This is a genomic window from Cupriavidus sp. GW822-FHT02D05, from assembly GCF_058802485.1.
In genome coordinates this window covers 20,738-47,305 of sequence record NZ_JBXAOE010000048.1, presented here as the reverse complement: position 1 = coordinate 47,305, position 26,568 = coordinate 20,738, and the positions used below count along the sequence as shown (strand labels likewise).

Sequence of the window (26,568 nt, the reverse complement as noted above, 5' to 3'; positions counted from 1 at the left end):
CCCCCCCCCCCCCCCCCCCCCCCCCCCCACGCCCTCCCCGCCCGATGAGATCGTCAGCGACGAAACGCTGGCCGACGCCCTGCCGCACCTTGAAGACAGCGCGGGCCATCCGTCGCCGCGTTCGCTGTTCGGTGAAATCCTGGACTGGATGCTGGCACCGCTGCTGCTGCTGTGGCCGATGAGCATTGCCGTGACCTACCTGGTGGCAAAGTCCATTGCCAACGGGCCCTTCGACCGCTCGCTGGAGGCCAGCGCCATCGTGCTGTCGCAGCAGGTGCGCGAGGTCAACGGGCGCGTCACGCTGCAGTTGCCACTGTCCGCGCGCGAAATCCTGCGCGCCGATGAAACCGACAACATCTACTACCAGGTGGTGGGCACGCACGGCGAGTTCGTCGCCGGGGACAACGACATGCCGCTGCCCGGCGAGGACGATCGCGGCCACGCCGGGCTGGTCTCGCTGCGCGACGACCGCATCGCGGGCAACGACGTGCGCGTGGCCTACACCTACGTCGACCTGAAGCAGGCGGGCGACGCGCAGCCGGTGCTGGTGCAGGTTGGCGAGACGCTCGACAAGCGCGCGCGGCTGGCCAATGAAATCATCAAGGGCGTGATCCTGCCGCAGTTCGTGATCCTGCCGCTGGCGGTGGTGCTGGTGTGGTTCGGCCTCACGCGCGGGCTAGCCCCGCTGACTTCGATCCAGCAGCGCATCCGCGCACGCAACCCCGGCGACACCAGCCCCATCGACGAGCGCGCCGCGCCGCAGGAAATCACGCCGCTGGTGGCCTCGTTCAACGACCTGCTGGCGCGGCTCGACGTTTCCGTGCAGACGCAGAAGCGCTTTATCGCCGATGCCGCCCACCAGATGAAGACGCCGCTGGCCGGGCTGCGCATGCAGGCGGAACTGGCGCAGCGCGAGCAATCGCCCGAGGAGCTGCGCAAGTCGCTGGCGCAGATCGCCGGCAGCTCAGAGCGCGCGGCCCACCTGGTGACGCAGTTGCTGTCGCTGGCGCGCATGGAGAACCTGGCCGGCGCCGGCAGCATGGCGCCGCTGGACCTGGCCGCGCTCGCGCGCGAGGTGGTCAAGGACTGGCTGCCGCAGGCGTGGGCGCGCCGCATCGACCTCGGTGTGGATGCCGACGACCACCCGGTGATGGTGCAAGGCAATCGCCTGATGCTTACCGAGATGCTCAACAACCTGATCGACAACGCCATCCGCTACACGCCGGCCGATGGCCGCGCTACCGTGCGCGTCAGCGCGGATGCGTTCGAGCCCTTCGCGTACCTCGAAGTGGAAGACACCGGCCCCGGCATCCCGGTGGCCGAACGCGAGCGCGTGATGGAACGGTTCTACCGCGTGCTCGGCACCAAGACCCAGGGCAGCGGCCTGGGCCTGGCCATCGTGCGCGAGATCGTGCAGCAGCATGGCGGCGATGTCAGCATCCTCGACCACGTCTACCAGACGGAGCCGCGCCTGGCCGGCGCGTGCTTTCGCATCACGCTGCGCCGGCCATCCCCCCTGGAGCCTGCATGACCAACCCCGACCACGCGCGCGGCGGGCGCGACCAGGCCGATCAGTCCGAGCGCCGCGCGTGGCATCGCAACCTGCGCTGGATTGCCGCGTTGCTGTCGATCTGGTTCATCGTCACCTTCGTGGTCGCCTGGTATGCCCGCGAGCTGCGCTTCAATTTCTTCGGCTGGCCCTTCTCGTTCTGGGTTGGTGCGCAGGGTGCGCTGATCGTCTACGTCCTGATGGCGGCAATCTATGCCTGGCGCATGAACCGCGATGAGAGCGATGACACCGGCGGGCTGCCCGTGCCTGCCCGCCAACATGACGATGCTGCATAGCAAGAAGCCCGGCCCTGGCGCTCGAAGCTGATTTTCGCAAGCCCTCCAGAGACCCTTCGCACCGCAGCGCAGCACCACCAAGCCATCTTTTTGCCTAGCGTATACCCCGAGCGTTTAGTGGCGAATTCGGCCGAAATTGTCAGAACGCAGTAAGTTTCGCCTCCCACAATCCATTGCAACTTAGGAGGTTGTCGCGCGCCCGCCAGAGAACGCGTGCGCGCCGGCCGCCAACCTGAAAGTTCCGATCACAAACGGAGGAGACAATGGCTAACGCACAGAACGTGGCAATGCCCGGAGGCACAGCGCAGGGCTCGGCGATGACGCCCGAAGAGAGGAAGGTGATCTTTGCCTCCTCGCTCGGGACGGTGTTCGAGTGGTACGACTTTTATCTTTACGGTTCGCTGGCGGCCATCATCGCCAAGCAGTTCTTCTCCGGCCTCGATCCAACCGCCGCCTTCATTTTCGCCCTGCTGGCCTTTGCCGCCGGCTTCATCGTGCGGCCGTTCGGCGCGCTGGTGTTCGGCCGCCTGGGCGACATGATCGGGCGCAAGTACACCTTCCTGGTGACCATCCTGATCATGGGGGCCTCGACCTTCATCGTGGGCCTGCTGCCGGGATTTGCCACCATCGGCTGGGCCGCCCCGATCATCCTGATCGGGCTGCGCATGCTGCAGGGCCTGGCGCTCGGCGGCGAGTACGGCGGTGCCGCCACCTACGTGGCCGAGCACGCGCCGCACGGCAAGCGCGGTGCCTATACCGCTTGGATCCAGACCACCGCCACGCTCGGCCTGTTCCTGTCGCTGATCGTGATCCTGGTGTGCCGCAACATGACGGGCGCCAACTTTGAAGTCTGGGGCTGGCGCATTCCGTTCCTGGTCTCGATCCTGCTGCTCGGCGTGTCGGTCTACATCCGCCTGTCGATGAGCGAATCGCCCGCCTTCCAGAAGATGAAGGCCGAAGGCAAGACCTCCAAGGCCCCGCTGACCGAAGCGTTCGGCCAATGGCGCAACCTGAAGATCGTGATCCTGGCGCTGATAGGCCTGACCGCCGGCCAGGCCGTGGTCTGGTACACCGGCCAGTTCTACTCGCTGTTCTTCCTGACCCAGGTGCTCAAGGTCGACGCCACCACCGCCAACCTGCTGATCGCGGGCGCCCTGGTGATCGGCACGCCCTTCTTCATCTTCTTTGGCTCGCTGTCGGACAAGGTCGGGCGCAAGTGGATCATCATGGCCGGCTGCGCGCTGGCGATGCTGACCTACTTCCCGCTGTTCAAGGCCCTGACCCACTACGCCAACCCGGCCCTGGAGCGCGCGCAGCAAAGTGCCCAGATCGTGGTGACCGCGGATCCGAAGCAATGCTCCTTCCAGGGCAGCCCGATCGCCCGCGAAATCGATTTCCGCAGCTCCTGCGACATCGTCAAGCGGACCCTGGCACAAGCTTCGGCCAGCTATGAAGTGGTGGAAGCTCCGGCCGGCACCGTGGCCTCGGTGAAGATCGGCGACAAGGAGATCGCTTCCTTCAACGCCTCGCTGGTACCGGCTGGCCACAGCTTCGACGATGCGAGCAAGAAGCAGATCGCTGCGTTCAAGAAGCAGGTGGGCGAGTCGATGGCCTCGGCCGGCTACCCGACCAAGGCGGACCCCGCGCAGATGAACACCATCATGGTGCTGGTGGTCCTCGTCATCCTGGTGATCTACGTGACCATGGTGTACGGCCCGATCGCGGCCATGCTGGTGGAGATGTTCCCGACCCGGATCCGCTACACATCCATGTCGCTGCCGTATCACATCGGCAATGGCTGGTTCGGCGGCCTGCTGCCCACCATCTCCTTCGCGCTGGTGGCGCAGAACGGCAACATCTACTACGGCCTCTGGTACCCGATCATCATCGCGGGCGTCACCCTGGTCCTCGGCTCGCTGTTCATCCGCGAAACCAAGGACGTGGATATCTACGCCAACGACTGAAAGCGCGTGAGCCGGCCCGTCGTCCAGGGCACCAGTCTCATGCACGACTGATCCGGTAGTCAGTCGCTCCACCGGCGGGCCGCAAGGTCCGCCGTTTTTTTTGCAGGCTGCAGGGTGCATGCCGTGCTATTCGACGCCCTCAAAACTTTTTGAAGAAGTGGTGTTGACAGCCTCAAAATGCCATGTATAATCTCGGTCTTGTTCGGCGAATTAGCTCAGTTGGTTAGAGCGACGGAATCATAATCCGCAGGTCCGGGGTTCGAGTCCCTGATTCGCCACCATATTCGTTGAAGCCTGGAAACGGGCTACAACAAAAACCCCTCCCGATCGCAAGATCGGGAGGGGTTTTGCTTTTGGGGCTTCTGCTTTCTCGCGATCGATTTCCATCGCTCCCGATCGCAGGCAATCAGCAAACACCGGGGGCCGCTGCACGCCATTCAGGCCCGAGCCTCATCGTGAAAACGGCCCCCTTGGCCATGATCGCTCTCCTGCGATCTGGTGGATCATCATGGGCTGGCCTGGTACATGCGCTTTCGCTACCCTCGCCGGATCTACGCTCCACCCTCGGCGCATCCCGCCGCAGAGAATCCCGCTTGCCTACCGCAACGATGCCGACCTAAGCTGCATGCAGTGGATGCCATGCGCGGGGTCGCGCACAAAGCATTGCACCGTCTCCTTTCACAGGGATGTGAGAGTGATTCCAGAGTGACACAGCACTGACTATGCATCGCCCGTCCGTGGCCTGCCGCGCGTCATGATGACCATCGCCCATCCGTATCAACAGGTGCAGGAGCGAGGAACGCTGAAGTGTTTCCTGTTGGCTCTGTTCATGCATCTGCTGCTGGGCTTGATGCTTTACTACGGGGTGCATTGGCAGAGCCGCACGCCGGCCGGCGTGGAGGCGGAGCTATGGGACACCGTGCCCGAGATTGCGCAGCCCCAGCCGGTGGTCCAGCCGACGCCCGTGGAACCGCAGCCCGTGTTGAAGCCGGAGCCGGACGACAACGCCGACATCGCCTTGCAGGCTCAGAAGCGCAAGCAGGCGGCCGCGGCCGAGGAGGCCAGGCAGGCCGACCAGCGCGAGCGCAAGGCGCGAGAGGCGGAGCGCCAGGCGGCCTTGAAGCAGCAGCGCCAGAGCGAACTAGCGCGCCTGCAGGCCATGGCCAACAGCGCTCCCACCACAGGTGGCGTAGGCAGCCGCGCGGGCACCGGTGCCGGTGCTGGCGGCAACGCCTCGCCCGGCTACGCGGACCGCGTGCGGCGCCGCGTGAAGCCGAACATCATCTTTACCGAAGAGATCGCCGGCAACCCGGCCGCGGTGGTCGCGGTGCGCATGGCGCCGGATGGCTCGCTGCTGTCGGTGCGGCTCACCAAGTCCAGCGGCAATGCCGGCTGGGACAACGCCGTGCTGCGCGCGGTGGAGCGATCCGACCCGCTGCCGCGCGACGAGAACGGCGTGGCGCCCCCCGGCGTCAACATCACGTTCATGCCACGGGAATAGCGGCCGGCCACAAACAAAAAGCCCCTTCGGACCTTGCGATCCGAAAGGGCTTGAGTGTCAGGTCTGCGCAACCGGGACGGCTACCGGGACAACTCCATGTCCTCGGCCACCTGCCCGATCAGAATGACGGCACCATTGCACCCTTGAACTCGTTCTTCATGAACTGCCGTACCTCTTCCGACTGGTAAGCGGCGACCAGCTTCTTCACCCACGGCTTGTCCTTGTCCTGGGTGCGCACGGCGATGATGTTGGCGTACGGGCTGTGGATGTCTTCCAGCGCGATGGCGTTGCGGGTGGGCTGCAGGCCGGCGGCGAGCGCGTAGTTGGTGTTGATCACCGCTGCGGCCACGTCGGGCAGCGAGCGCGCCAGTTGCGCGGCGTCGAGCTCGACGAGCTTCAGCTTTTTCGGGTTGTCGCTCACGTCCAGCGGCGTGGCGTTGACGCCGTTGGTACCAACGCCGCTCTTGAGCTTGATCACGCCTTGCGCGGCCAGCAGGAGCAGCGCGCGGTTCTCGTTGGAGGGATCGTTGGGCACGGCGACCTTGGCACCTTGCGGCAGGTCCTTGGGCGACTTCAGCTTCTGCGAGTAGATGCCCAGCGGAGAGATATACGTGTAGCCCGCGCTGACCATCTTGTAGCCGCGCTGCTTCACCTGGCTGTCCAGGTAAGGCTGATGCTGGAAGCTGTTGGCGTCGAGGTCGCCGGCGTCGAGCGCGGCGTTGGGCTGCACATAGTCGTTGAACTCGACGACCTTGATGTTGAGTCCTTCGCGCTTGGCGACCTTCTGCACTACCTGCCAGACTTGCGCGTCAGGGCCGCTGACGGTGCCGACGCGCAGGGTCTGCTCCTGCGCCATCGCAGCGCCCGATGCCACGATGCCGAGCGTGGCTACCGCGACGGACAGCGCTTGCCGCAGGGAGGGATAAGAGAAACCAGAAGAGAAACCAGAAAAACCAGAAAAGTTGGACATGCTGCTTGTGTTCCTTTCCGCCATGCAAGCCAGCTTGCATGGCTTTAACCATGATGACAGCCCAGCGCGCGCACGATGCACGTTCAGTGCGCCTGCTCGCTCATCGTGCGCGACTCGACCTTGGGCGCATTTTGCCATCCGCCGCCCAGCGCAAGGAAGAGATTGATCTGGTCCAGCGCGACCTGGCTTTCCGACGCCGCCAGTGACGCTTCGGTGCTGGCCAGCGTGCGGTCGGCATCCAGGCTCGACAGGTACGGCGAGCGCCCGGCCTGGTAGAGCTGGCGGTTCTGCCGCGCGACTTCACTGGCCTTGTCGCGGGCATCGCGCAGCGCCTGGGTGCGCTCCAGCTCCCGCGTGTAGCTGCTCAGCGCCGACTGCGTTTCGCGCAGCGCCTTGAGCACCACGCCGTCGAAGTGGGCGAGCGCCGCTTCGGCGCCGGCTTCGGTGCCGTGGATGCGGGCACGCGTGCCGCTGGTCGGGATGTTCCAGGTGATCAGCGGGCCATAGCCCCAGTGCGCGGTCGGTGCCTGGCCAAGGTGGTCAAGGATGCCGGTGAAGCCGGCGGAGGCGCCGATGCGGATGGACGGGTACAGATCCGCCGTGGCAACGCCGATCTTGGCCGTGGCCGAGGCGAGTTCGCGCTCGGCCTGGCGCACGTCGGGCCGGCGCTTGAGCAGCGCGGCGCCGTCGCCCACGGGCAGCGCCTGGCGCAGCCTGGGTTCTTCGTGGCAGGCGTACTCCGCCTGCGATGTGGCGCTGGGCGGCTTGCCCAGCATCACCGCCAAGCGGTACGCCGCGCCCTCTTGCTCGGCCTTGAAGCGCGGCAAGGCCGCGCGCAGCACGTCGGCCTGCGCCTGTGAGCGCAGCAGGTCCACCGGCTGCCCGCGCCCGGCATCGACCAGCTTGCGGGCCAGCTCGACGCCGCGGCGCTGCAACTCCAGCTGATGCTCGGCCACGGTCAGTTCATGCGTGGCGGCGCAGCCCTGCACGTAGGCGCGCACGGTTTCGGCCACCACGCCGACACGGGCCTGGTCGAGTGCCGCCTGGCTGGCCTGCGCGCCGGCCAGCGCCGCTTCATCCGCGCGCGCCAGCTTGCCGAAGAAGTCGATCAGGTAGGAAACCTTGAAGCCGACATCGCCAAAGTTCATCACCGGAATCTTCTCTTCCTTGAGCAGCGGCTCGCCGGCGATCTGCCCGCGTTCCGCGCTGGCGGAGAGCCCGGCTCCCGGCAGGTTCTCTGCCTCCACCTCGTGGTAGACCGCGATGGCGCGCTTCAGGTTGGCCGCGGCCACGCGCAAATCGGTATTGGCAACAAGCGCCTGCTGCACCAGCTGGTCGAGCTTCGGATCGTCATACAGGCGCCACCAGCCATCGGGCACCTCGGCAATCGATACGGCGGGGTTGTTCGTGCCGAGCAGCGGGCCGTTGGCCGCTTGCGCCTTCACGGCGGCGTTGTCCGGCACATGGTAGTCGGGCCCGACCGTGGTGCAGGCGGCAAACAGCAGCGGCACCAGTGCCGGCAGCAGGGCTTTGCGCAACGTGTTCACTGCGCGCCTCCCTGGCTGGCGGCTCCCTTGGCGGCCAGCGCGAGCTTGTCCTTCTGATCCTTCTGGCCTTCCGGCCCGGCCTGCGCCTTGTCCCGGGCCGAGGGCTCGCGCACCGATACGGTAGCGGTACGGCCTGCGACCATGCGCAAGTCGGCGGGCGGCTCGTCCAGCGCGATGCGCACCGGGATGCGTTGCGCGAGGCGGACCCAGTTGAACGTCGGGTTCACATTCGGCAGCAGGTTAGAGCCGTTGGTGCGGTCGCGATCCTCGATGCCGGCGGCAATGCTCTGCACGTGGCCATGCAGCACGCGGGATTCGCCCATGATGCGGATGTCCACCGGATTGCCGATATGGATGCCGTGCAGCTTGGTTTCTTCGAAGTAGCCTTCCACGTGAAAGGAATTCGCATCCACCATCGACAGCACCGGGCGGCCGGTGTTGACGTAGTCGCCCAGGCGCGGCAGCCGGTCGTTCAGGTAGCCGTCGACCGGGCTGAGCACGCTGGTGCGTTCCAGGTTGAGCTTGGCGAGGTTGACCGCGGCCTGCGCCTGCGCCAGCGCCGCTTCCCCTTGCTGGACCTTGGCCAGGCCTTCTTCCACCACTTCCTTGGAGACAACCTCGGACAGGGTCTGGCTGCGGCGGGCTTCACGGCGCGCCTGCGCGAGCATGGCGCTTTGCGCCGCCGCCGTGGCCTGCGCCTGCTGCAAGGCCAGCGCGAAGCGGTCGCGGTCGATCTCGAACAACGGCTGTCCGCGCTGCACGCGCTGGTTGTCCTTGACGAGGACCTTGGTCACCAGCCCGGACACGTCCGGCGCGATCTGCACCACGTCTGCGCGGATATGGCCGTCGCGGGTCCATGGCGCCACCGTGTAGTAGTCCCACAGGTGCTTGACGACGACGACCGCGACCGCGGTGACGACAAGGGTAAGGACGATGGGTCCAAGCGTACGAAGATTCAGTTTCATGACTGCAGCCGATAGGCCAGGTAGACGATGCCACCCAGGACGATCACATATAACGCCAGATTGAACAGGGACCGGTGCCAGACCAGCCGATAAAAACCCACACGCGCCAGCACGGCACGCGCGCAAGCGGTGATCAGGAACGCCACCAGCATCCACGCCAGCAGGCTCGGGACAAACACACCATAGACGTCGACTTCACCACTCATTGTTCGTTGCTCGCTTGCTTGCTCATTGGGTCTGCCGCCTGGCCCGCGGGCAAGGCACCAGCCGCGCTCATTGCCAAGGGTGCCGCCGAAAACAGCGCGACGTGCATTTCCACCAGCGCGGCAAAGGCTTCGCGCGAAGCCTGGTCGGCGCGCGAGGCAACCTTGCGGATCGCCTTGGCCAGCCGGTCGCGCAGCACTTGCGGCGGCGTGTCGGCACGGGCATCCAGGCGTGCCTGGTAGTAGCTGGCAACGCCCTGCAGCACGCGCCGTACCGAGTGCTGGTGCTCCGGCGCCAGCGCGGGCAGTTCACGCTGCAGCGCCAGCGTGCTGAGCTCCACGCGCACTTCGGTAAAGCCGTCGCCGGTGGTTTCATCCTCGCTGGCCGCCAGCCGCGGCACCAGTTGCGCCAGGCGGTCCAGCATGCGGGCACGCAGATGCGCGTGCTCGCCCGGCTCGCGCCCGGTGGCATTGCGGGCGATATCGCCCCAGCTGGCGCGCACCAGCCTGCGTACCGCGGCCCTGGTGCCGAAGGGGCGGGCCACCAGGGTCCACACCAGCGCGAACAGAATGCCCGCGATGCCGGCCACGTTGCCGTTGAAGAAGGCGTTGAAGTCGGCGTTGTAGGCGCCCTGGATGCCGATATCGTTGGCCGTGATCACGGCCAGCGGCATGGCGATCAGCGCGAGCCGGGGCTGCGCCATCATCACGCCGATGATCAGGTAGGGCACCGCGAACATCAGCACCAGCATCTCGAAATCGTGCGCGTTCGGCAGGACCACGAACAAGTAGATGGTGGCGAGCACCAGGCAGACCACGTTCCAGCGGAAGAACGAGCGGATCATGGGCGCCGGCTCGTCCATCGCGGCAAAGAAGCAGCACGACACCGCGCCCAGCGCGACCGCGCCCGCGCCATCCGCCCAGCCCGTCCAGATCCACACCATGCCCATGCTGAAGATCGCCAGCGCGGTCGTGGCGGTGGAGAACAGCAGCATGCCGTGATCGTAATGGCGCGCGGCGCCCACGCCCCAGCGCTGGAACACCGGCGCCCAGTCGCCCTGCGGTGCGGCCTCGCCGATACGGCGCTGCAGCGACACGCAGTCCTGCCACAACTCCATCAGCTCGCGCAGACGGCCCTCGGCCGTGGCGGCCAGCGCCGCGTGCCAGTCTGGCCCGGCACTGCCTGGCTCCAGGCCGGCGTCGTCGATCGGCGCGTCCTGGGATAGCTGCAACGCTGGCAGCGGCGCCTGCGCGCCCGCGCTGATCCATGCCGACACCAGCGCCATGTTGTGCGACAGCCGTTGCGGAATGCCTGCGGCGTGCTGGTGCAAGGCGTCAACCACGGAAGCCAGCGACGACAGCACGGGCAGCAGCATGGTCATGCGGCCACGCAACTCCTGCGCGTGCTTCACGCGCGCGGCGCTTTCGGCGTCGTAGGAGAGATGGCTGATCAACTGGTCGAGCGCGAGGATGTCGGCGGCCAGGCGATGGCGGCTGTGATGGCGCGACACCTTCGCGGCCGGATGCGCCGAAAGCATATCGGTGGCCCACAGCGCGGCGTCCGCCAGCCACTGGGCGGATTTCTGGCCGAGCACCGTGGCAACCTTGGCGGGGAAAATGGTCGAGCCGACAATGCTCGCGCACACGATGCCCAGGCAGATTTCCTCGGCCCGCGCCACGGCGATGTCGAACACGCCCGAGGGATCGCTCACCGAGGGCAAGGCCACCATCGGCAGCGTATAGGCCGCCAGCATGAACACATAGCTGCGCGGCGTGCGGTGCAGCAGCGCGACGTAGAGCAGGATGCCGGTCCATAACGCCACCGCGGCCATCAGCAGCACTGGCGCATTGACCAGCGGCGGCACGATGGCGACGGATGCGGCCGCGCCAAGCAGCGTGCCAAGCACGCGATACAGCGCCTTGGAGCGCGTCGCGCCGGTGAGCGGATGCGCCACGATATACACGGAGGCCATGGCCCAGTACGGGCGCGGCAGGCCCAGGTACAGCGCGATGAACAACGCCAGCATGGCCGCTGCAAAGGCTTTGAGGGAGAAGATCCAGTCCCGTCCGGTGGGCCAGCTGACCATGTTCTTACGACCCGAAAGCAGTGGTGGGCGCGGACTCGGCGGCTTGGGCGAGCGCGTTGAGCACGCGCATGGCGCCCTCGAAGTCCTGCTCGCTGATGCCAGCGAAGACGCTGGCGCGGAGATGCTTGAGCTCGACCTCGATTTTTTCGGCGAGCGCCTCGCCAGCGTCGGTGAGCCAGAGCGCATTGGCCCGGCGATCGTTCGCATCCACTTCCCGGCGCACCAGGCCGGCGGCGGAGAGCTGGTCAACCAGACGGACCAGCGATGCGCCTTCCAGCCCGACATAGTCGGCCAGGGTGACCTGGCGCACGCCGCCGCCAAGGCGGCGGATAAACAGCAGGGGCCCCGCCGCCGCCGCGGAAATCCCGTAGGCGGTGACGGCGCCCTGCGAAATGTGGCGCCATTGGCGCCCGGCCAGCATCAGCTGGCCGGTAAAGGCAAAACGGAGGGCGTCGATGGAAGGCATGGACGGAATGATAGCAGCCATATAGTTAGGATGCAAATTATCACACTACAAAGCAATCTCCGTTGATACAAGCCGATGCGGGGCGATGCGGGAAGCACATGGAAATCGCATCGCCAGTTGAACCTGCCTTGCGCATCCAGGCTCGCGCCGCTGCCAAACGGCACCGGCACTGATATACGCGGGATATCGGCATCGCCGAAATGAATATTGGACACCCGAGGGCACGGTCCCTTAGCCTTTTGGGCAAGCGATTGTCGGCGGCGCCGCGCTGCGCCGGCCGTCCCGAGCCAAGGCGACGACGACGACGACAACAACGACCGGAGACCAGCATGACAAGCTTCCTGCGCTACGAGCAGCAGGGCCACATCGTGACCCTGACCATGAACGAGCCGGAGCGGCGTAACCCCCTCACCGGCAACACCGCTGTGGCCGACTTCCTGGAGGCCATCGACCGCATCCACCGCGACACCAGCGTGCGCGCGGTGATCATCACCGGCGCCGGCACCGCGTTTTCCTCAGGTGGCAATATCCGCGATATGGAACGCCAGGCTTCGGGCCAGGTGCCCGGCATGGAGATTCGCCAGGACTATCGCCTGGGCATCCAGCGCCTGCCGCTGGCGCTGTTCAACCTGGAGGTACCGGTGATCGCCGCCGTCAACGGCGCGGCCATGGGTGCGGGCCTGGACCTGGCCTGCATGTGCGACATGCGCATTGCGTCCGAGCAGGCGCAGTTTGCCGAGAGCTTCGTCAAGCTGGGGATCATTCCGGGCGATGGCGGCGCCTGGCTGCTGCCGCGCGTGATCGGCCTTGCGCGCGCCGCCGAGCTGACCTTCACCGGACAGGTCATCGATGCGCGCCAGGCGCTGGAGTGGAACCTCGTCTCGCGCGTGGTGCCGCCGGATCAGCTGCTGCCCACGGCCAATGAACTGGCCGAACGCATTGCCGCCAATCCGCCGCATGCGGTGCGGCTGGCCAAGCGCCTGCTGCGCGAGGCATTGCATACCCGGCTGGACACGCTGCTGGAATTGTCGGCCGGCTTCCAGGCGCTGTCGCACCAGACCTCGGATCACCGTGAGGCGGTGTCGGCCTTTCTGGAAAAGCGCAAGCCCGAGTTCACCGGCAGTTGATCCATCGTCGTTCCCATTTCCGTCAAGAAACATCGGAGACCCGCCATGCAGCAAGCCGTCATCGTCGACGCCATCCGTTCGCCCATGGGCCGCGCCAAGCCCGGCTCGGCCTTCACTGAACTCCATCCCACGGAGCTGCTGGCGCAGGTGCTGGCAGGGCTGGTCGCGCGCAACAAGCTGGACCCCGGGCTGGTGGAAGACGTCATCACCGGATGCGTGAGCCAGGTGGGCGAGCAATCCGCCACGCCCGGCCGCGTGGCCTGGCTGGCGGCGGGATTCCCAGAGCATGTGCCCTCCACCACCATCGACCGTAAATGCGGCTCCAGCCAGCAGGCCGTGCACTTTGCCGCGCAAGGCATCATGGCGGGCGCCTACGACATCGTGGTTGCCTGCGGCATCGAATCCATGAGCCGCGTGCCAATGGGCTCGGGGCGCATTGGGCAGAATCCGTACGGCCCGTCGTTCGAGGCGCGCTATGCGCCCGGGCTGGTGTCGCAAGGGGTCGCGGCGGAGCTGGTCACGGCGCAGTGGGAACTGTCACGCGATGATCTCGATCAGTACGCCGCGCAATCGCACCAGCGCGCGCACCAGGCGCGCGAGGCCGGCGCCTTCCGCCGCGAGATCCTGCCAATCCGTACCGCCGCGGGCCTCATCGCGCACGATGAAACCATCCGCCCCGCCACCACCGCCGAGCGCCTGGCCACGCTGGCACCGTCCTTTCGCGACGAGACGCTCGGCCAGCGCTTCCCGCAGATCGGCTGGCATGTGACCGCCGGCAACGCCTCGCAGATCAGCGACGGCGCCGCCGCCATCTTGCTGATGAGCGAGCGCGCCGCCTCCCGCCTGGGCCTGAACGCCCGCGCGCGCTTCGTCGCCTTCGATGCCTGCGGCGACAGCCCCCTGACCATGCTGACCGCGCCGATCCCGTCGAGCCAGCGCGCGCTGGACAAAGGCGGCCTTGCGCTCGATGCGATTGCACACTACGAGATCAACGAGGCCTTTGCCTGCGTGCCGCTCGCGTGGCAGCACGCGCTGGGCGCCGACCCGGCACGCCTGAACCCGCGTGGCGGCGCGATCGCGCTCGGCCACCCGCTGGGCGCTTCGGGCGCGCGGCTGATGACCACCATGCTGCACGCGCTGGAAGACAGCGGCGAGCGCTACGGCCTGCAATCGATGTGCGAAGCCGGCGGCATGGCCAACGCCACCATCATCGAACGGCTCTGAGCCGGCACGCACCCATATCCAGAACGAGGAGATACCAGATGAAGCTTGCCAACATGTCCGCCGTCGTCACCGGGGGCGCCTCCGGGCTGGGCCTCGCCTGCGCCCGCCGCCTCACCGAACGCGGCGTCGCCGTGGTGATCGCCGACCTGTCCGAAGACAACGGTGCGGCCGCCGTAGAGGAGCTCGGCGCGCTCGCCCGCTTTGTCCAGGCTGATGTCTGCGACACCGCACAGATGACCCGCGTGTTCGACGCGGCCGACACGCTCGGCACCATGCGCGCGCTGATCCATTGTGCTGGCGTGGGCGGCCCGGTGCGCCTGGTGGAGAAGGACGGCCAGCCCGGCTCGCTGGAAAAATACGAATCGATCGTGCGCATCAATCTCGTCGGCAGCTTCAACACGCTGCGCCTGGCCGCCGCGCGCATGGCCCGCAACGAGCTGGTCGACGGCGAGCGCGGCGCGTGCGTGCTGACGGCGTCGGTGGCAGCCTATGAAGGGCAGATCGGGCAGATCCCCTATGCGTCCGCCAAGGCCGGCATCGTCGGCATGACGCTGGTGGCGGCGCGCGACCTGGCGCAGCGCATGATCCGCGTGTGCACCATTGCTCCCGGGCTGTTCGATACGCCGCTGCTGGCGCGCCTGCCGGAAAATGTGCGCGCCTCGCTGGGCGCCTCGGTGCCGCATCCGGCGAGGCTCGGCATGCCGGATGAATTCGCCTCGACGGCGCTGCACATCCTGGAGAACGCCATGCTCAACGGGGAGACCATCCGGCTCGACGGCGCGATCCGCATGGCGCCGCGCTAAAGGCGCAGTCGTCGCAATGGCGATGCGGACCGGGAAGCGGACGCGCCGCCACGCCCGCACGAGGGCGACCATGCATACCGGAGGAGACACCCCATGCCTATCACGCTGTTCGGCAGGCTTTGCGCCACCCCGCTACGCGCGGCCGCGCTTACCTTGTGCGCGGCCGCGATGCTGCCCGCCGCCGGCACGGCCCTGGCCGAGCCGGCATGGCCTGAACGCCCTATCACGATCATCGTGCCCGGCGCGCCGGGTGGCACCACCGACCTCCCGACCCGGCTGGTGGCGCAAAAGCTCAGCGCCATGCTGGGCCAGCCGGTCATCGTCGACAACCGCCCCGGCAGCGGCGGCATCATCGGCACGCAGGCCCTGCTGCGCGCGCCGGACGATGGCTACACCTTGCTGGTCGGCAACACTGGCTCCCATGCCATCAACTACAGCGCCTACAAGCACCTGAACTACCGGCCCCAGGACTTCGTGCCGATCACCGACATGATCTCGTTTCCCAACGTGCTGGTGGTCAACGCGCAATCGCCCATCAAGACCGTGGCCGACCTGAGCGCGGAACTGAAGAAAAAGCCCGGCCAGCTCTCTTATGGTTCCGCCGGCATCGGGCAGACCACCCATCTCACCGCCGAGCTGTTCCGCATGCGGTCCGCGACCGAGGTCATCCACGTGCCCTACCGTGGCTCGACACCAGCCACCACCGCGCTGCTGTCCGGGGAAACCACCTTCATGTTCGACAACCTGACGCAGGCGCTGCCGCACATCCGCGCGGGCAAGCTGCGCGCGCTGGCGGTCACCAGCGCCGAGCGCCTGCCCAGCCTGCCGGACGTGCCGACCATGGCACAGGCAGGCGTGAACGATTTCGTGGTGATGGGCTGGCTCGGCATATTCGCCGCGGCACGCACGCCGCCGGCCCTGGTCTCCAAGCTCCAGGCCAGCCTGGCGAGCGTCATGCGCGACACCGAGGTAGCGGCCAGGTTCAAGGAGATGGGGGGACTGGCCGGCGGACAGCCGCAGGCGAGTTTCGCCAGGTTCGTCGGCAGCGAGCAGAAACGTTGGGGGGAAACCATCCGCGCGTCGAACCTGAACCTGGACTGAGGAGCGCCCCCCGAACCATCCGGCATCGAATCTGGTTATCATGCTCCGGTCACCGCCACCGCACGCACGCCTCGCCTCCCATGCGAAACCGGATCAACGAAGAAATCACCTTGCGCAAGCTCGAAGTCCTGCTCGCCTACATGGAGACCGGCAACCTCGCCAAGGCCGCCGAGGTGCTGGATGTGAGCACGGTCAGCGTGCACCGCGCGCTGCACTCGCTGGAAGAAGGCATGCGCTGCGCGTTGTTCCGCCACGAAGGGCGCAACCTGCTGCCGACCGAAGCCGCGCACGTGCTGGCGGATGTGGCCACCGATGTCCTCAAGGCCATGGCCGACGGCATCCGCGCCACGCGCCAGGCCGCCGGGTATTCAGCCGATCACATGAAGATCGGCTCGCTCTATTCGCTGACCATCCGCACGGTGCCCGACGTGGTGATCGGCATCAAGGTCAGGCGGCCCGAACTACAGGCCGAACTGGTGCTCGGCTCCAACGCCGACCTGCTCTTCAAGCTCAAGCAAGGCGCCATCGACGCTGCGCTGATGGCCATGCCCGAGCCGGACCCCGAGATCGAATCCATTGCGCTGTTCGAGGACGAAATCTACTTCGCCGCGCCGGCGGATTCGCCTTATGCGCGGCAAGCCTCCATCGACCTGCGGCAATGCCGGGACGAGCCCTTCGTCACGCTCAGCGAAGGCTTCATCACCTACCAGGGCTTCATGGACGCCTTTCGCATCGCCGACTTCACACCCAATGTGGTGATGAAGGTCGGTGACATCTTCTCGCTGATGAACCTGGTCAGCGGCGGCGTAGGCTACGCGCTGCTGCCCGGCCGCGTGCGCGACGTGTTTGCGCACAAGGTGACGCTGGTTCCACTGTCCTCGCAGTACCGGCTGCGCCAGACCATCGGGCTGAGCTTTCTGCGGCGGCGCGAGCGGGATCCGAACCTGCTGGCGCTGGCGGCGGTTTGCCGGTTGGCGATGCGGGTGCCGCAGCCCGCCTAACCCACCACCGCCTTGGTCGCCAGAAACAACAACGACGGCCCCAGCAGGCACCCCAACCCCGTGTGGAACGTCGCCACCAGCGCACCGTAAGGCACCAGCCTGCGGTCCGTCGCCGCCAGCCCCGCCGATACCCCGCTGACGGTGCCGGCCAACCCGCCGAACACCATCGCGGCGCGCGGGTTGTTCAGGCCAAGGAAGCCTGCCGCCATGGGCGTGCCGACCATCACGATGATGGCCTTGATCAGCCCGGTGGCGATGCTCAGCGCGATCACGTCGGAGCTGGCGCCCAGCGCCGCGCCGGTCACAGGCCCCACGATATACGTCACCGCTCCGGCGCCGATGGTGGTCATGCTGACCGCATCGCTGTAGCCGAAGGCGCGCGCCACGGCAGCACCCACGATAAACGGCAGGATGGTGCCGAGCAGCAGCGACACCGCGCCGACCAGCCCGGCCTTGCGTGCCTCGGTCACCTGCACCTCGAAGGCGGTGGCAACGATGGCGAAGTCACGCAGCATGGCGCCGCCCATCAGGCCGATGCCGGAGAACAGCGAGAGATCGGCCAGGCCTTTTTCCTTGCCGGTGACGATGCCGCCATAGTAGGCCAGCAGCAGGCCGATCACGATGGCGATGGCGGAGGCGTGGACGCGACCGAAGGTCAGCCAGCGCGAGAGCCTTGACGACAGCCACATGATGATGCCAACTGCGGCAAACGCGGTGACCAGGGCGTTCTGCAGCAGGATGTTCTCGATAATGTGCAAAATGGAATGCGGCATGGCGGCGTCCTTAGCGCGATGCGTGGCTGGGGGTGGCTTCCGGCGAGGGCAGCGGCGGCAATGGCGCGTGGTCGCCGGTGCGGCTGAGCACCGCGATGCAGCAGGCCGAGACCAGCACCGCGCCGACTGCCGCGATCAGGGCTACCGGCCCGCCGCGCAACGCGGCGACCACGTTCTGTTGCGCCGCCATCGCCACCACCACCGGGATGTACATCGCGCCCCAGAAGCCGACGCCCGCCTCGGTCTCCTTGGGCAGGAGGCCGCGCCCGTGCAGGAAGAGCCGTATCGAGATCAGCAGCAGCATGGCAATGCCGACCCCGCCCACATTGGCCTTGACGCCGATCGCAATGCCTAGCAGTTCGCCAAGGAACAAGCCGATTAGGTGGCAGAGCGCCAGCAAGGCGGTTCCGTAGATGATCATGGTGCTGTCTCCTGTTGGCCCGTCGGCAGGGTTGCGCGCGGGCTGGTTCTAGGTTTGATGGATGCAATCTAGGCCAGCCATCGCGCTGCATCAATCAACCCGGCGGGAGAATCGTTAGCGTGGGATTAACGGCGGGATGCCGCCATCCGGCGCACTAGTGACCAGGCCGGCTCTTGCGTGCCAGGTGCGGCGGCGTACAGTGCGCCCCCGGCCGGGACCGCGCGCCTTGCATGTCGGGCCGCCAACACTTACACCTAGAGTAACGATGCCACGCCGGGCGTCATTGCTTGCGCCGCGCGCGCTGCGTATCTTGGTGCCATTCCTTGCATCAAGCACACCGGAGACGCGATGCCGAACCCAGCCACGGACCGACAGTGGGACACCCGCCGCAGCGAAAAGCGCCGCCGCATGGCGCGCGGCGCCGCCTTTGCCAGCGGCCGGGTCGTGCCCACGGCCGACATCGTCCCATTCCTCGAAGCCATCACCGCGCCGGGCGACCGCGTGGTGCTGGAGGGCAACAACCAGAAGCAGGCCGACTTCCTCTCGCGCTCGCTGGCCGAGGTAGACCCGGCCAAGGTGCACGGCTTGCACATGATCATCCCGAGCGTGAGCCGGGTGGAGCATCTCGACCTGTTCGAGCGCGGCATCGCCAGGAAACTGGACTTTGCCTATGCCGGCGCACAGAGCCTGCGCATCTCGCAGTTCCTGGAAGATGGCCAACTGGAGGTCGGCGCCATCCACACCTACATCGAGCTGTACGCGCGGCTCTATGTGGACCTGACGCCCAACATCGTGCTGATCGCCGGCTACAAGGCGGACCGCGACGGCAACCTCTACACCGGTGCCAGCACCGAGGACACGCCCGCGCTGGTGGAGGCCGCCACCTTCCGCGACGGCATCGTGGTGGCCCAGGTCAACGAGATCGTGGATGACCCCGCCGGGCTGCCGCGCGTGGATATCCCCGGTTCCTGGATCGACTACGTGGTGCAGGCCGACAAGCCCTTTTTCTGCGAGCCCCTGTTCACGCGCGACCCGCGCCTGATCAAGCCGGTGCATGTGCTGATGGCCATGATGGCGATCCGCGGCGTGTACGAGCGCCACCAGGTGCAGTCGCTCAACCATGGCATCGGCTTCAATACCGCTGCCATCGAACTGATCCTGCCGACCTATGGCGAGTCGCTCGGCCTCAAGGGCAAGATCTGCAAGTACTGGACGCTCAACCCCCACCCCACGCTGATCCCCGCCATCGAGTCGGGCTGGGTGGAGAGCGTGCACAGCTTTGGCAGCGAGCTCGGCATGGAGAACTATGTGGCCGCGCGCCCGGATGTGTTCTTCACCGGCGCGGATGGATCGATGCGCTCCAACCGCGCCTTCTGCCAGCTTGCCGGCCAGTACGCGGTGGACCTGTTCATCGGCTCCACGCTGCAGATCGACGGCGACGGCCACTCCTCCACGGTCACGCGCGGGCGCCTGTCCGGCTTTGGCGGCGCGCCCAACATGGGCCACAACCCGGGCGGCCGGCGCCATCCCACACCAGCGTGGCTCGACCTGATCGAGACCGACGACCCGCTCGCGCGCGGCCGCAAGCTGGTGGTGCAGATGGTGGAGACCTTCCAGGCAGGCGGCAAGCCGACCTTTGTCGAATCGCTCGATGCGGTGCAGGTGGCCAAGGACAGCGGCATGCCGCTGGCGCCGGTGATGATCTACGGCGACGACGTCACGCACGTGCTGACCGAGGAAGGCATCGCCTATCTCTACAAGGCACGCTCGCTGGAGGAGCGCCGCGCCATGCTGGCGGCCGTGGCCGGGGTGACGCCGATCGGCCTGCGCCACGACACCAGCACCACGCGCCGCATGCGCAGCGATGGCCTGATCGCGCTGCCCGAAGACCTCGGCGTGCAGCGCAGCCAGGCTACGCGCTCGCTGCTGGCGGCCAAGAGCATGGCCGACCTGGTCGACTGGTCCGGCGGGCTGTATGAGCCGCCGGCACGCTTCCGGAGCTGGTGATGGCAAGCCTCGCGTTACCTGCCGGGCACCGTGACGATGCCTTCAACCCCGCCGCCATCGCGCTGGCCGATCTCGCCGTCAATGCCCTGATCGACGAGGCCGCGCTGTCGCCCAAGCCGGGGCTGGTGGATGGCCGCGGCAATGGCGCCCACGCCGACCTCAACCTGGACCTGATGCGCGTCTCGGCGCGCGCGCTGCATCCCGCCTTTGCCGAGATGGCGGCGGCGGGCATGCGCGCGGCGCAGCCCAGCGTGGCGTTGCGCGAGCGGCTCGGCGCGCTGGGCCGCGAAGCGGAGGCCGCGATGATGCGCGCCACCGGCGGCATCAACACGCATCGCGGCGCGATCTGGAGCCTGGGACTGCTGGTTGGCGCGGCGGGCTTGCACCGGCATGGACATGGCGCGCATGGCATAGCCCGCACCGCCGGCGCCATCGCACGCTTGCCCGACCGGCACCGTCCCGCGCGCACGGGCAACAAGGGCGAACGGGCCTGCATCAACTACGGCGTCGCCGGCGCGCGCGGCCAGGCGCAGGCGGGCTTCCCGCATGTGCTGCGCGCTGGCCTGCCAGAGCTGATTCGCAGCCGGGCGCGCGGCGACGCCGAGCCCAGCGCGCGCGTCAACGCGCTGCTGGCGATCATGCAGCGGCTCGACGATACCTGCGTGCTGGCCCGCGCCGGCCGCGAAGGCCTGGCGCTAATGCAGGACGGCGCGGGCCAGGTGCTGGCAGCCGGCGGCATCGGCACGCTGGCCGGACGCCGCCTGCTGCGCCGGCTCGAAGGCGGCATGCTCGCCTGCAACGCCTCTCCCGGCGGCGCAGCGGACCTGCTCGCCGCCACTTTCTTCCTGGACCGGCTGCCACCCGCAGCGCGGCCGGCCAAAGCCCCCGTGCAAGGAGACAAATAATGGAACAGCTCCAGTTCGAATATCCCGCCGGCGCGCCGGCAAGCCAGCGCGTGCTGGTCGGCGTGGTCGGCTCCGGCGATCTCGAAGTCATGGTCGAGCCCGGCACGGCCGGTACCACGCTGGTTCACGTCACCACCTCGGTGGACGGCTACGGCAAGGTCTGGGACGCGCAGCTCTCGCGCGTGTTCAGCACCGAGCCGCGCGCGGCCATGCGCATCCACATCCATGATTTCGGCGCCACGCCGGGCGTGGTGGGCATGCGGCTGGCGGAAGCCTTCGAGGCGCTCGGCGGCGATGGCAAGGAGCAAGCATGAACCACGCATCGCTGCTGAACCGCGAGAGCTTTGTCGAACTCGGCGCGCGCGCCCGCGTGCATGCGCTGCTCGATCCCGGCACCTTGCGCGAACTCGCCGGCCCCTTCGACCAGCTAGTCTCCCCGTGGCTGGAACGCCAAGGCGTGGTGCCGCAGGCGGATGACGGCGTGGTGGTGGCCAAGGGCCGCATCGACGGCCATCCTGCCGTCGTCCTCGCCATCGAAGGCGCGTTCCAGGGCGGCAGCCTGGGCGAAGTGGGCGGCGCCAAGATCGCCGGGGCGCTGGAGCTGGCGGCGCAGGACAACCGGCGCGGCGTGCCCACGCGCGCAGTGATCCTGTTCGAGACCGGCGGCGTGCGGCTGCAGGAGGCCAACCTGGGACTGGCGGCCATCGCCGAGATCCACGCGGGCATTGTCGACCTGCGCCGCTACCAGCCGGTGGTTGGCGTGATCGCCGGCACCGTGGGCTGCTTCGGCGGCATGTCCATCGCGGCCGGCCTGTGCAGCTGCCTGGTGGTGACGCGCGAGGCTCGCCTCGGCCTGAATGGGCCGGCAGTGATCGAGCAAGAAGCGGGCGTGGCCGAATACGATTCGCGTGACCGGCCCTTTATCTGGAGCTTTACCGGCGGCGAGCAACGCATTGCCACGGGCCTGGCGGATCGCTACGTGGAGGACGACACCGAAGCCATCCGCGCCACGGTGCGCGAGGCCCTGGCGCAGGGCGTGCCGGCCGTGCACCGCAGCGAGCGCTACGCGCATTACCTGCAACGCCTGGCCGAATACGATCCGGCACGCCAGCCGGAGCCGCAAACCGTCCGCACCATCTACGCACACGGAGCGAAGCCATGAGTTCAGCAAACACCCAGGGCCGCGGCGAGGCCTGGCTCGCGGCGCTGACGCGCAACGCCCCGCGCCTCCCCGGCTATCCCGCCACCGTGCAGGTGGCCGACGCCGAACTGGCCGGCCAGCCGGCGCGCTTTATCGCCGTGGTGCCCGACGCCGGCAACACCTTCCCGCGCGTGCGCGACGGCGAGGTCGGCCTGCTCGAAGGCTGGTCGCTGGCGCGCGCCGTGCACGAGATCGTGCTGGCCGACCGCGACGCCGCCATCAAGCGGCCCATCGTGGCCATCGTCGATACGCCCAGCCAGGCCTATGGCCGGCGCGAGGAAGCCTTTGGCATTCATCAGTCACTGGCCGGTGCGGCCGATGCCTACGCCACGGCGCGGCTGCAAGGGCATCCGGTGATCGCGCTGCTGGTCGGGCGCGCCATGTCGGGCGCCTTCCTCGCGCACGGATACCAGGCCAACCGCCTGATCGCGCTGAGTGATGCCGGCGTGCAGGTACACGCCATGGGCAAGCAGGCCGCCGCGCGCATCACCATGCGCAGCGTGGAGGACCTGGAGAGCTTTGCCGCCACCGTGCCGCCGATGGCGTATGACATTGGCAACTACGCCACGCTGGGCCTGCTGTGGAAGCGGGTCGGCGTCAACCACGCGGCGCAGCCCGACGCGGCCGATCTCGATACCGTGCATGGCGCGCTGCAAGCCGCGCTGACGGATATCCAGGCGGATCCGCAACGGGATCTGCGCAGCCGCCTGGGTGGAGAAAACCGCCAGGCTTCCAGCCGTGTGCGCGAAGTGCTCGCGCAGCAGTGGCAGGACTGAACCATTGCACGACCGGCGCATGAGATGACCACAAGCACGCTCCTGCCGCATGACCTGCTGTGGCTCGCGGACGCACCGGGTTTCGCCCGTGCCAATGCGCTGCCGGCGTGGGCAAGTGCCGACTGGCTCGCGCAAGCCCCGCTGGTGGTGCGGCGCGATGGCGCCGTCGAAGACCGTATCCCGGTCGGGCTGCGCGGCACCACGCGCGCACAGCGCCACGCGGCCTGGCTGCCCGCCGCGCAGGTAGCGCGCGTGGTCACGCCGGACATGCTCGTGCGGCAGGCACGCTGGCGGGATCATCCGCGCCGCGCCGCCTTGCCTGCGCTCGCCGCGCTGGCGCGCATCGCGCCGCAGCTGAATGCTGCGCAGGTGGACTGGGGCGTGACCGGCAGCGTCGGCTTTACGCTGGCCAGCGGCATTGACGTGCTGCATGCAGGCAGCGACCTGGACCTGCTGGTTACGGCGGGAACGCCGCTTTCGGCCGAACTGGCCCGCACTCTGGCCGCCTTGCTCGACGATGCGCAAGCGCGCATCGACATCCAGGTGGCCACCCCGTTTGGCGCGTTCGCGCTGCGCGAGCGCGTGCGCACCGGCGGCCGCGTGTTGCTCAAAACGGCGACTGGCCCTGTCATGAGCCAGGACCCTTGGCAGCCGCAGCCATGAGCACACTATTCACCTTTCCGGGGCAAGGCGCCCAGCGCCCCGGCATGCTGCATGCGCTGCCCGACCACCCTGCCGTGCGCGCTACTGTAAGCGAGACCAGCGAAGTGCTCGGGCGCGATGTGCTGGCGCTGGACAGCGCGGCCGAACTAGCGTCCACCGTGGCCGTGCAGTTGTGCCTGTTGACCGCTGGCGTGGCGATGGCGCGCTGCCTGCTTGCCGAAGGCGCCAAACCCGATGCCGTGGCCGGCCTGTCGATCGGCGCCTTCCCGGCGGCGGTCTGCGCAGGCGTGCTGGACCATGCCGATGCGGTCAGGCTGGTGGCGCAGCGCGCAACGCTGATGGAGCAAGCGTATCCGAGCGGCTATGGCATGACAGCGATCCTCGGCATGGAGCTGGGCCCGCTGGAGCGCATCATCGCGCAGGTGCACGGACCGGCGTCGCCGGTCTACCTGGCCAATCTTAATGCGCCCGCCCAGTTCGTGATTGCCGGCGCCGCGACGGCCATGGCACGCGTTGCGGAGCTGGCGCTGGACAGCGGCGCGCACGCGGCCAAACCCATTGCCATCAGCGTGCCCTCGCACTGCGCTCTGCTTGACGGCGCGGCAATCGAGCTCGGTCAAGCGTTCGAGGGTGTGCGCATCAACCGCCCGAGCCTGCGCTACTTCAGCGCTAGCGCGGCACGCGAGCTGCGCGATCCGGCGCGCATCGCCGCCGACCTGGCGCGCAACCTTGCCGTGCCGGTGCGCTGGCATGAGGCCATGCTGCTGGCGCGCGAATGCGGCGTGCGCCTGGCAGTGGAAATGCCACCCGGCAATGTGCTGACGCGGCTGGCCGCGCCGCTGCTGCCGGACGGCATCGCCGTGGCCTGCGCCGACACGCGCATCGACAGCGTGGTCGCGCTCACGGCGCGTGAAGCGCTGCGGGCGTCGTCCTGAACCGGGCTATCAGCCCAGCGGCAACGCCGTGCTGTACAGGACCTGCTTGAGCGCAAAGCTGGAGCGGATGCTGGACACGCCGGGAATGCGCGTGATCTGGTCGATGATCAGCCGCTCCAGCGCTTCCACATCGGCCACCACCACGCGCAGCAGGTAGTCCGCATCGCCCGACATCAGGTAGCACTCCATCACCTGCGGCAGGGTGGTGATGCGCCGCTCGAAGGCATCCAGGGTTTCGCGGCGCTGCTTGTCCAGCGAGATCTGGATAAACACCACCACCTTCAGCCCGAGCCGGCGCGCGTCCAGCAGCGTGACACGGCGCGAGATTACGCCTTGTTTTTCCAGCTGCTTGACCCGCGCCAGGCAGGGCGAGGGGGACAGGCTGACGCGACTGGCCAGTTCCACGTTGGTCAGGCTGGCGTCTCGCTGCAGCTCGTTGAGAATCCGGATATCCGTGGCGTCCAGGTCGATGTCCAGCACGTTGCACTCCTGTTTTTTCATATGGCAGCATTCTATGCCGCAACGGCACGCATTTGCAGCCGCCTTCGGTTTCTGCTGCGGCGCAATAAACCGTAGACTTTCCAGCATCCAGCTCCCATCTCGTGGCGGCGGGACAATCTGGTCAAAGAGTCGAGTCGAAGCATGCAAGCACAACAAGGATGGCGCCGGTTTATTCCCCTCGCCTGCGCCGTGGCGATCTGGGGCGGCAACTGGCCGGTCATGAAGCTGGGCCTGACCCACGTCAGCCCGCTCTGGTTTGCCGCCGCGCGCTTTGTCTCGGCCGCCGCCATCAGCTTCCTGGTGCTGGGTGCATTTCGCCGGCTGCGCGTGCCCACGCGGCAGGAATGGCCGCTGGTGATCGGTGTGGGCCTGCTGCAGATGGCGGCCTTCACCGCGCTGGCGCTGTGGGCGCTGCAGTACGTGCCGCCGGGGCGGGCCTCGGTGATCGCCTATGCCACCTCGGTGTGGGTGATTCCGCTGTCGTCGCTGGTGCTCAAGGAGCGGCTGTCGCGCCCACAGTGGATCGCCACCGGCCTGAGCTATGCCGGCATCGCGCTGATGATCGCCCCGACCGTGCGGGACTGGCAGTTGCATACCGCCGTGGGCCTGGTGATGCTGCTCGGCGCGTCGCTGGCCTGGTCGCTCAGCATCATCCAGCTGCGCGCCAACCGCACGGTGCGCCTGGGCGCGGACATGATCCCGTGGGAAACCGCCGTGGCCTCGGTGCCGCTGGTGGTGCTGGCACTGCTGCGTGACGGCGCGCCCCACTTCCTCTCGGTGCCGGAGATCTGGCCGCTGCTGTTCTACACCGGACCGCTGGCCACCGCACTGACCTTTATCGTGGTGCTCAACATGACACAGGCCTTGCCGCCTGCAGCCACCTCGATCGCCATGCTGTGCGTGCCGCTGATCGGGCTGGTGGTCTCAGCGGTGGCGTTCCAGGAGCGGATCTCGGCGGATCTGTCGGCCGGGCTGGCGCTGATCGCGTTGGGGGTGGCAACGTCGGCGCTGGCGCCGTGGCTGGGACGGCGGCTGCAGTGGCGCGGCGCCTGATGCTTTGGAAATTAAGCATCAAACGTTACAAGAAGACACAGTTGTATTACCCCGCTAATACCTGACATCGGCGCGCCGGCTTACAGTGGAGCCAATCACTAACCGGAGCCACCCGTGCGGAAAACTGCCACCCTTTGCGTCATTGCTGCTGTTGCAGGCCTTGCGTCCAGCGCCGCATTCGCGCGCGTGGATGTGGACATCGGCATCGGCATGCCCGGCCCGGTGTTTGTCGCGCCGGCTCCCGTCTACCAGCCAGCCCCCGTGTACCGGGCCGCGCCAGTCTATGAACCGGCCCCGGTGTATGTGCAGCCCCAGCCGGTGGTAGTGACAGGCCCGGGTTACTATGGCCCCGGCTACTACGGCCCCGGTATGCGCGAGCGCGCCTGGCGCGAACGCGAATGGCGCGAACGCGAATGGCGTGAACGCGAGTGGCGTGAACGCGATCGGCGCGAGCGTGATTGGCACGAACACGACCATGAGCGCGACCGCGACCGCGAATGGCGCCGTTGATGGCGCGGACGTGGCTCCT

At 67.6% G+C, this 26,568-nt stretch carries 27 protein-coding genes and 1 tRNA gene; 19 read left to right on the top strand and 9 right to left on the bottom strand.

What is annotated here, in order from left to right; genetic code table 11:
• The 5 genes from AC1RQK_RS37955 to tolA form a co-directional block, all read left to right on the top strand.
• The coding region (locus AC1RQK_RS37955) for a sensor histidine kinase (protein WP_492814608.1) at window positions 1-1,531 on the top strand (1,531 nt) is incomplete at its 5' end.
• A complete protein-coding gene (locus tag AC1RQK_RS37950) occupies window positions 1,528-1,845 on the top strand; it encodes a DUF4212 domain-containing protein (RefSeq protein WP_492814607.1) in 318 nt (105 codons plus the stop codon). The genes AC1RQK_RS37955 and AC1RQK_RS37950, both read left to right, overlap by 4 nt.
• Window positions 1,846-2,108: 263 nt before the next feature.
• Window positions 2,109-3,809 carry an MFS transporter gene (locus AC1RQK_RS37945; RefSeq protein WP_492373790.1) on the top strand — a complete coding sequence of 567 codons (1,701 nt, stop codon included), beginning with the start codon at window positions 2,109-2,111 and terminating at the stop codon, window positions 3,807-3,809.
• 204 nt (window positions 3,810-4,013) lie between these two features.
• Window positions 4,014-4,090 (top strand) — tRNA-Met (locus AC1RQK_RS37940).
• 473 nt (window positions 4,091-4,563) lie between these two features.
• Window positions 4,564-5,310, top strand: a complete 747-nt coding sequence (gene tolA / locus AC1RQK_RS37935) for a cell envelope integrity protein TolA (protein ID WP_492373789.1) — start codon at window positions 4,564-4,566, stop codon at window positions 5,308-5,310.
• Window positions 5,311-5,428: 118 nt separating this feature from the next.
• Here the strand turns inward: tolA and AC1RQK_RS37930 are convergent, their stop codons facing one another.
• From AC1RQK_RS37930 to AC1RQK_RS37905, 6 genes are all read right to left on the bottom strand, one after another.
• Window positions 5,429-6,280, bottom strand: coding sequence for a MetQ/NlpA family ABC transporter substrate-binding protein (locus AC1RQK_RS37930; protein WP_492373788.1), 852 nt, complete (start codon window positions 6,278-6,280; stop codon window positions 5,429-5,431).
• 83 nt (window positions 6,281-6,363) lie between these two features.
• On the bottom strand, window positions 6,364-7,827 hold the full coding sequence (locus AC1RQK_RS37925) for an efflux transporter outer membrane subunit (RefSeq protein ID WP_492373787.1): 1,464 nt from the start codon (window positions 7,825-7,827) through the stop codon (window positions 6,364-6,366).
• On the bottom strand, window positions 7,824-8,792 hold the full coding sequence (locus AC1RQK_RS37920) for an efflux RND transporter periplasmic adaptor subunit (RefSeq protein ID WP_309407611.1): 969 nt from the start codon (window positions 8,790-8,792) through the stop codon (window positions 7,824-7,826). Before AC1RQK_RS37920 ends, AC1RQK_RS37925 begins: the two co-directional genes overlap by 4 nt.
• Window positions 8,789-8,998, bottom strand: coding sequence for a DUF1656 domain-containing protein (locus AC1RQK_RS37915; protein ID WP_150991902.1), 210 nt, complete (start codon window positions 8,996-8,998; stop codon window positions 8,789-8,791). Before AC1RQK_RS37915 ends, AC1RQK_RS37920 begins: the two co-directional genes overlap by 4 nt.
• Window positions 8,995-11,082: an FUSC family protein gene (locus AC1RQK_RS37910; RefSeq protein WP_492814603.1), complete on the bottom strand. Its 2,088-nt coding sequence runs from the start codon at window positions 11,080-11,082 to the stop codon at window positions 8,995-8,997. The genes AC1RQK_RS37915 and AC1RQK_RS37910 overlap by 4 nt, the downstream gene beginning before the upstream one ends.
• Window positions 11,083-11,086: 4 nt before the next feature.
• The gene (locus AC1RQK_RS37905) at window positions 11,087-11,548 is read right to left on the bottom strand and encodes a MarR family winged helix-turn-helix transcriptional regulator (RefSeq protein ID WP_492373784.1); all 462 of its coding nucleotides are present in this window, start codon (window positions 11,546-11,548) and stop codon (window positions 11,087-11,089) included.
• A 329-nt stretch (window positions 11,549-11,877) separates the two neighbouring features.
• Between AC1RQK_RS37905 and AC1RQK_RS37900 the strand changes: the two genes are divergently transcribed.
• The 5 genes from AC1RQK_RS37900 (at window position 11,878) to AC1RQK_RS37880 (ending at window position 16,804) form a co-directional block, all read left to right on the top strand.
• A complete protein-coding gene (locus AC1RQK_RS37900; protein ID WP_492814601.1) occupies window positions 11,878-12,675 on the top strand; it encodes a crotonase/enoyl-CoA hydratase family protein in 798 nt (265 codons plus the stop codon).
• Window positions 12,676-12,720: 45 nt separating this feature from the next.
• A complete protein-coding gene (locus AC1RQK_RS37895) occupies window positions 12,721-13,899 on the top strand; it encodes a thiolase family protein (RefSeq protein WP_492814599.1) in 1,179 nt (392 codons plus the stop codon).
• A gap of 38 nt (window positions 13,900-13,937) precedes the next feature.
• Window positions 13,938-14,702, top strand: a complete 765-nt coding sequence (locus tag AC1RQK_RS37890; RefSeq protein ID WP_492814597.1) for an SDR family NAD(P)-dependent oxidoreductase — start codon at window positions 13,938-13,940, stop codon at window positions 14,700-14,702.
• Window positions 14,703-14,795: 93 nt separating this feature from the next.
• Complete coding sequence (locus AC1RQK_RS37885; RefSeq protein ID WP_492373780.1) at window positions 14,796-15,803, top strand: Bug family tripartite tricarboxylate transporter substrate binding protein; 1,008 nt, start codon at window positions 14,796-14,798, stop codon at window positions 15,801-15,803.
• 80 nt (window positions 15,804-15,883) lie between these two features.
• Window positions 15,884-16,804, top strand: coding sequence for a LysR family transcriptional regulator (locus AC1RQK_RS37880; RefSeq protein ID WP_492814595.1), 921 nt, complete (start codon window positions 15,884-15,886; stop codon window positions 16,802-16,804).
• Here the strand turns inward: AC1RQK_RS37880 and madM are convergent.
• Window positions 16,801-17,577: a malonate transporter subunit MadM gene (madM, locus tag AC1RQK_RS37875; protein WP_492814594.1), complete on the bottom strand. Its 777-nt coding sequence runs from the start codon at window positions 17,575-17,577 to the stop codon at window positions 16,801-16,803. The two genes, AC1RQK_RS37880 and madM, sit on opposite strands and share 4 nt — an antisense overlap.
• Before the next feature lie 10 nt (window positions 17,578-17,587).
• Window positions 17,588-17,998, bottom strand: coding sequence for a malonate transporter subunit MadL (madL, locus tag AC1RQK_RS37870; RefSeq protein ID WP_174427787.1), 411 nt, complete (start codon window positions 17,996-17,998; stop codon window positions 17,588-17,590).
• Between the two features lie 348 nt (window positions 17,999-18,346).
• On the opposite strand from madL, the gene mdcA reads away from it, so the two are divergent.
• From mdcA to mdcH, 7 genes are read left to right on the top strand one after another with little or no spacing between them, the layout of a single operon-like run.
• Window positions 18,347-20,005, top strand: coding sequence for a malonate decarboxylase subunit alpha (mdcA, locus tag AC1RQK_RS37865; RefSeq protein WP_183034496.1), 1,659 nt, complete (start codon window positions 18,347-18,349; stop codon window positions 20,003-20,005).
• On the top strand, window positions 20,005-20,910 hold the full coding sequence (locus tag AC1RQK_RS37860) for a triphosphoribosyl-dephospho-CoA synthase (RefSeq protein ID WP_492373778.1): 906 nt from the start codon (window positions 20,005-20,007) through the stop codon (window positions 20,908-20,910). The genes mdcA and AC1RQK_RS37860 overlap by 1 nt, the downstream gene beginning before the upstream one ends.
• Complete coding sequence (locus AC1RQK_RS37855; protein WP_492814591.1) at window positions 20,910-21,224, top strand: malonate decarboxylase subunit delta; 315 nt, start codon at window positions 20,910-20,912, stop codon at window positions 21,222-21,224. Before AC1RQK_RS37860 ends, AC1RQK_RS37855 begins: the two co-directional genes overlap by 1 nt.
• The gene (locus AC1RQK_RS37850) at window positions 21,221-22,072 is read left to right on the top strand and encodes a biotin-independent malonate decarboxylase subunit beta (RefSeq protein WP_477134436.1); all 852 of its coding nucleotides are present in this window, start codon (window positions 21,221-21,223) and stop codon (window positions 22,070-22,072) included. The genes AC1RQK_RS37855 and AC1RQK_RS37850 overlap by 4 nt, the downstream gene beginning before the upstream one ends.
• Complete coding sequence (mdcE, locus tag AC1RQK_RS37845; RefSeq protein WP_492814589.1) at window positions 22,069-22,887, top strand: biotin-independent malonate decarboxylase subunit gamma; 819 nt, start codon at window positions 22,069-22,071, stop codon at window positions 22,885-22,887. The genes AC1RQK_RS37850 and mdcE overlap by 4 nt, the downstream gene beginning before the upstream one ends.
• 24 nt (window positions 22,888-22,911) lie before the next feature.
• Entirely contained in the window at window positions 22,912-23,550 is a 639-nt protein-coding gene (locus AC1RQK_RS37840; protein ID WP_492814587.1) for a malonate decarboxylase holo-ACP synthase, read from the top strand.
• Window positions 23,547-24,485 carry a malonate decarboxylase subunit epsilon gene (gene mdcH, locus AC1RQK_RS37835; protein WP_492814585.1) on the top strand — a complete coding sequence of 313 codons (939 nt, stop codon included), beginning with the start codon at window positions 23,547-23,549 and terminating at the stop codon, window positions 24,483-24,485. Before AC1RQK_RS37840 ends, mdcH begins: the two co-directional genes overlap by 4 nt.
• Window positions 24,486-24,494: 9 nt before the next feature.
• Here mdcH and AC1RQK_RS37830 read toward each other — a convergent pair whose 3' ends face one another.
• Window positions 24,495-24,965, bottom strand: coding sequence for an Lrp/AsnC family transcriptional regulator (locus AC1RQK_RS37830; RefSeq protein ID WP_006158020.1), 471 nt, complete (start codon window positions 24,963-24,965; stop codon window positions 24,495-24,497).
• A 162-nt stretch (window positions 24,966-25,127) separates the two neighbouring features.
• On the opposite strand from AC1RQK_RS37830, the gene AC1RQK_RS37825 reads away from it, so the two are divergent.
• A complete protein-coding gene (locus AC1RQK_RS37825) occupies window positions 25,128-26,039 on the top strand; it encodes a DMT family transporter (RefSeq protein WP_492814583.1) in 912 nt (303 codons plus the stop codon).
• A 114-nt stretch (window positions 26,040-26,153) separates the two neighbouring features.
• Window positions 26,154-26,549 carry a hypothetical protein gene (locus AC1RQK_RS37820; RefSeq protein WP_492814581.1) on the top strand — a complete coding sequence of 132 codons (396 nt, stop codon included), beginning with the start codon at window positions 26,154-26,156 and terminating at the stop codon, window positions 26,547-26,549.
• Window positions 26,550-26,568 lie beyond the last annotated feature (19 nt).

Bases quoted from the DNA above. Each gene is read 5' to 3' on its own strand.
- AC1RQK_RS37950 (WP_492814607.1), top strand. From the start codon at position 1,528: ATGACCAACCCCGACCACGCGCGCGGCGGGCGCGACCAGGCCGATCAG.
- AC1RQK_RS37945 (WP_492373790.1), top strand. From the start codon at position 2,109: ATGGCTAACGCACAGAACGTGGCAATGCCCGGAGGCACAGCGCAGGGC.
- tolA (WP_492373789.1), top strand. From the start codon at position 4,564: ATGATGACCATCGCCCATCCGTATCAACAGGTGCAGGAGCGAGGAACG.
- AC1RQK_RS37930 (WP_492373788.1), bottom strand. From the start codon at position 6,280: ATGTCCAACTTTTCTGGTTTTTCTGGTTTCTCTTCTGGTTTCTCTTAT.
- AC1RQK_RS37920 (WP_309407611.1), bottom strand. From the start codon at position 8,792: ATGAAACTGAATCTTCGTACGCTTGGACCCATCGTCCTTACCCTTGTC.
- AC1RQK_RS37915 (WP_150991902.1), bottom strand. From the start codon at position 8,998: ATGAGTGGTGAAGTCGACGTCTATGGTGTGTTTGTCCCGAGCCTGCTG.
- AC1RQK_RS37910 (WP_492814603.1), bottom strand. From the start codon at position 11,082: ATGGTCAGCTGGCCCACCGGACGGGACTGGATCTTCTCCCTCAAAGCC.
- AC1RQK_RS37905 (WP_492373784.1), bottom strand. From the start codon at position 11,548: ATGCCTTCCATCGACGCCCTCCGTTTTGCCTTTACCGGCCAGCTGATG.
- AC1RQK_RS37900 (WP_492814601.1), top strand. From the start codon at position 11,878: ATGACAAGCTTCCTGCGCTACGAGCAGCAGGGCCACATCGTGACCCTG.
- AC1RQK_RS37895 (WP_492814599.1), top strand. From the start codon at position 12,721: ATGCAGCAAGCCGTCATCGTCGACGCCATCCGTTCGCCCATGGGCCGC.
- AC1RQK_RS37890 (WP_492814597.1), top strand. From the start codon at position 13,938: ATGAAGCTTGCCAACATGTCCGCCGTCGTCACCGGGGGCGCCTCCGGG.
- AC1RQK_RS37885 (WP_492373780.1), top strand. From the start codon at position 14,796: ATGCCTATCACGCTGTTCGGCAGGCTTTGCGCCACCCCGCTACGCGCG.
- AC1RQK_RS37880 (WP_492814595.1), top strand. From the start codon at position 15,884: ATGCGAAACCGGATCAACGAAGAAATCACCTTGCGCAAGCTCGAAGTC.
- madM (WP_492814594.1), bottom strand. From the start codon at position 17,577: ATGCCGCATTCCATTTTGCACATTATCGAGAACATCCTGCTGCAGAAC.
- madL (WP_174427787.1), bottom strand. From the start codon at position 17,998: ATGATCATCTACGGAACCGCCTTGCTGGCGCTCTGCCACCTAATCGGC.
- mdcA (WP_183034496.1), top strand. From the start codon at position 18,347: ATGCCGAACCCAGCCACGGACCGACAGTGGGACACCCGCCGCAGCGAA.
- AC1RQK_RS37860 (WP_492373778.1), top strand. From the start codon at position 20,005: ATGGCAAGCCTCGCGTTACCTGCCGGGCACCGTGACGATGCCTTCAAC.
- AC1RQK_RS37855 (WP_492814591.1), top strand. From the start codon at position 20,910: ATGGAACAGCTCCAGTTCGAATATCCCGCCGGCGCGCCGGCAAGCCAG.
- AC1RQK_RS37850 (WP_477134436.1), top strand. From the start codon at position 21,221: ATGAACCACGCATCGCTGCTGAACCGCGAGAGCTTTGTCGAACTCGGC.
- mdcE (WP_492814589.1), top strand. From the start codon at position 22,069: ATGAGTTCAGCAAACACCCAGGGCCGCGGCGAGGCCTGGCTCGCGGCG.
- AC1RQK_RS37840 (WP_492814587.1), top strand. From the start codon at position 22,912: ATGACCACAAGCACGCTCCTGCCGCATGACCTGCTGTGGCTCGCGGAC.
- mdcH (WP_492814585.1), top strand. From the start codon at position 23,547: ATGAGCACACTATTCACCTTTCCGGGGCAAGGCGCCCAGCGCCCCGGC.
- AC1RQK_RS37825 (WP_492814583.1), top strand. From the start codon at position 25,128: ATGCAAGCACAACAAGGATGGCGCCGGTTTATTCCCCTCGCCTGCGCC.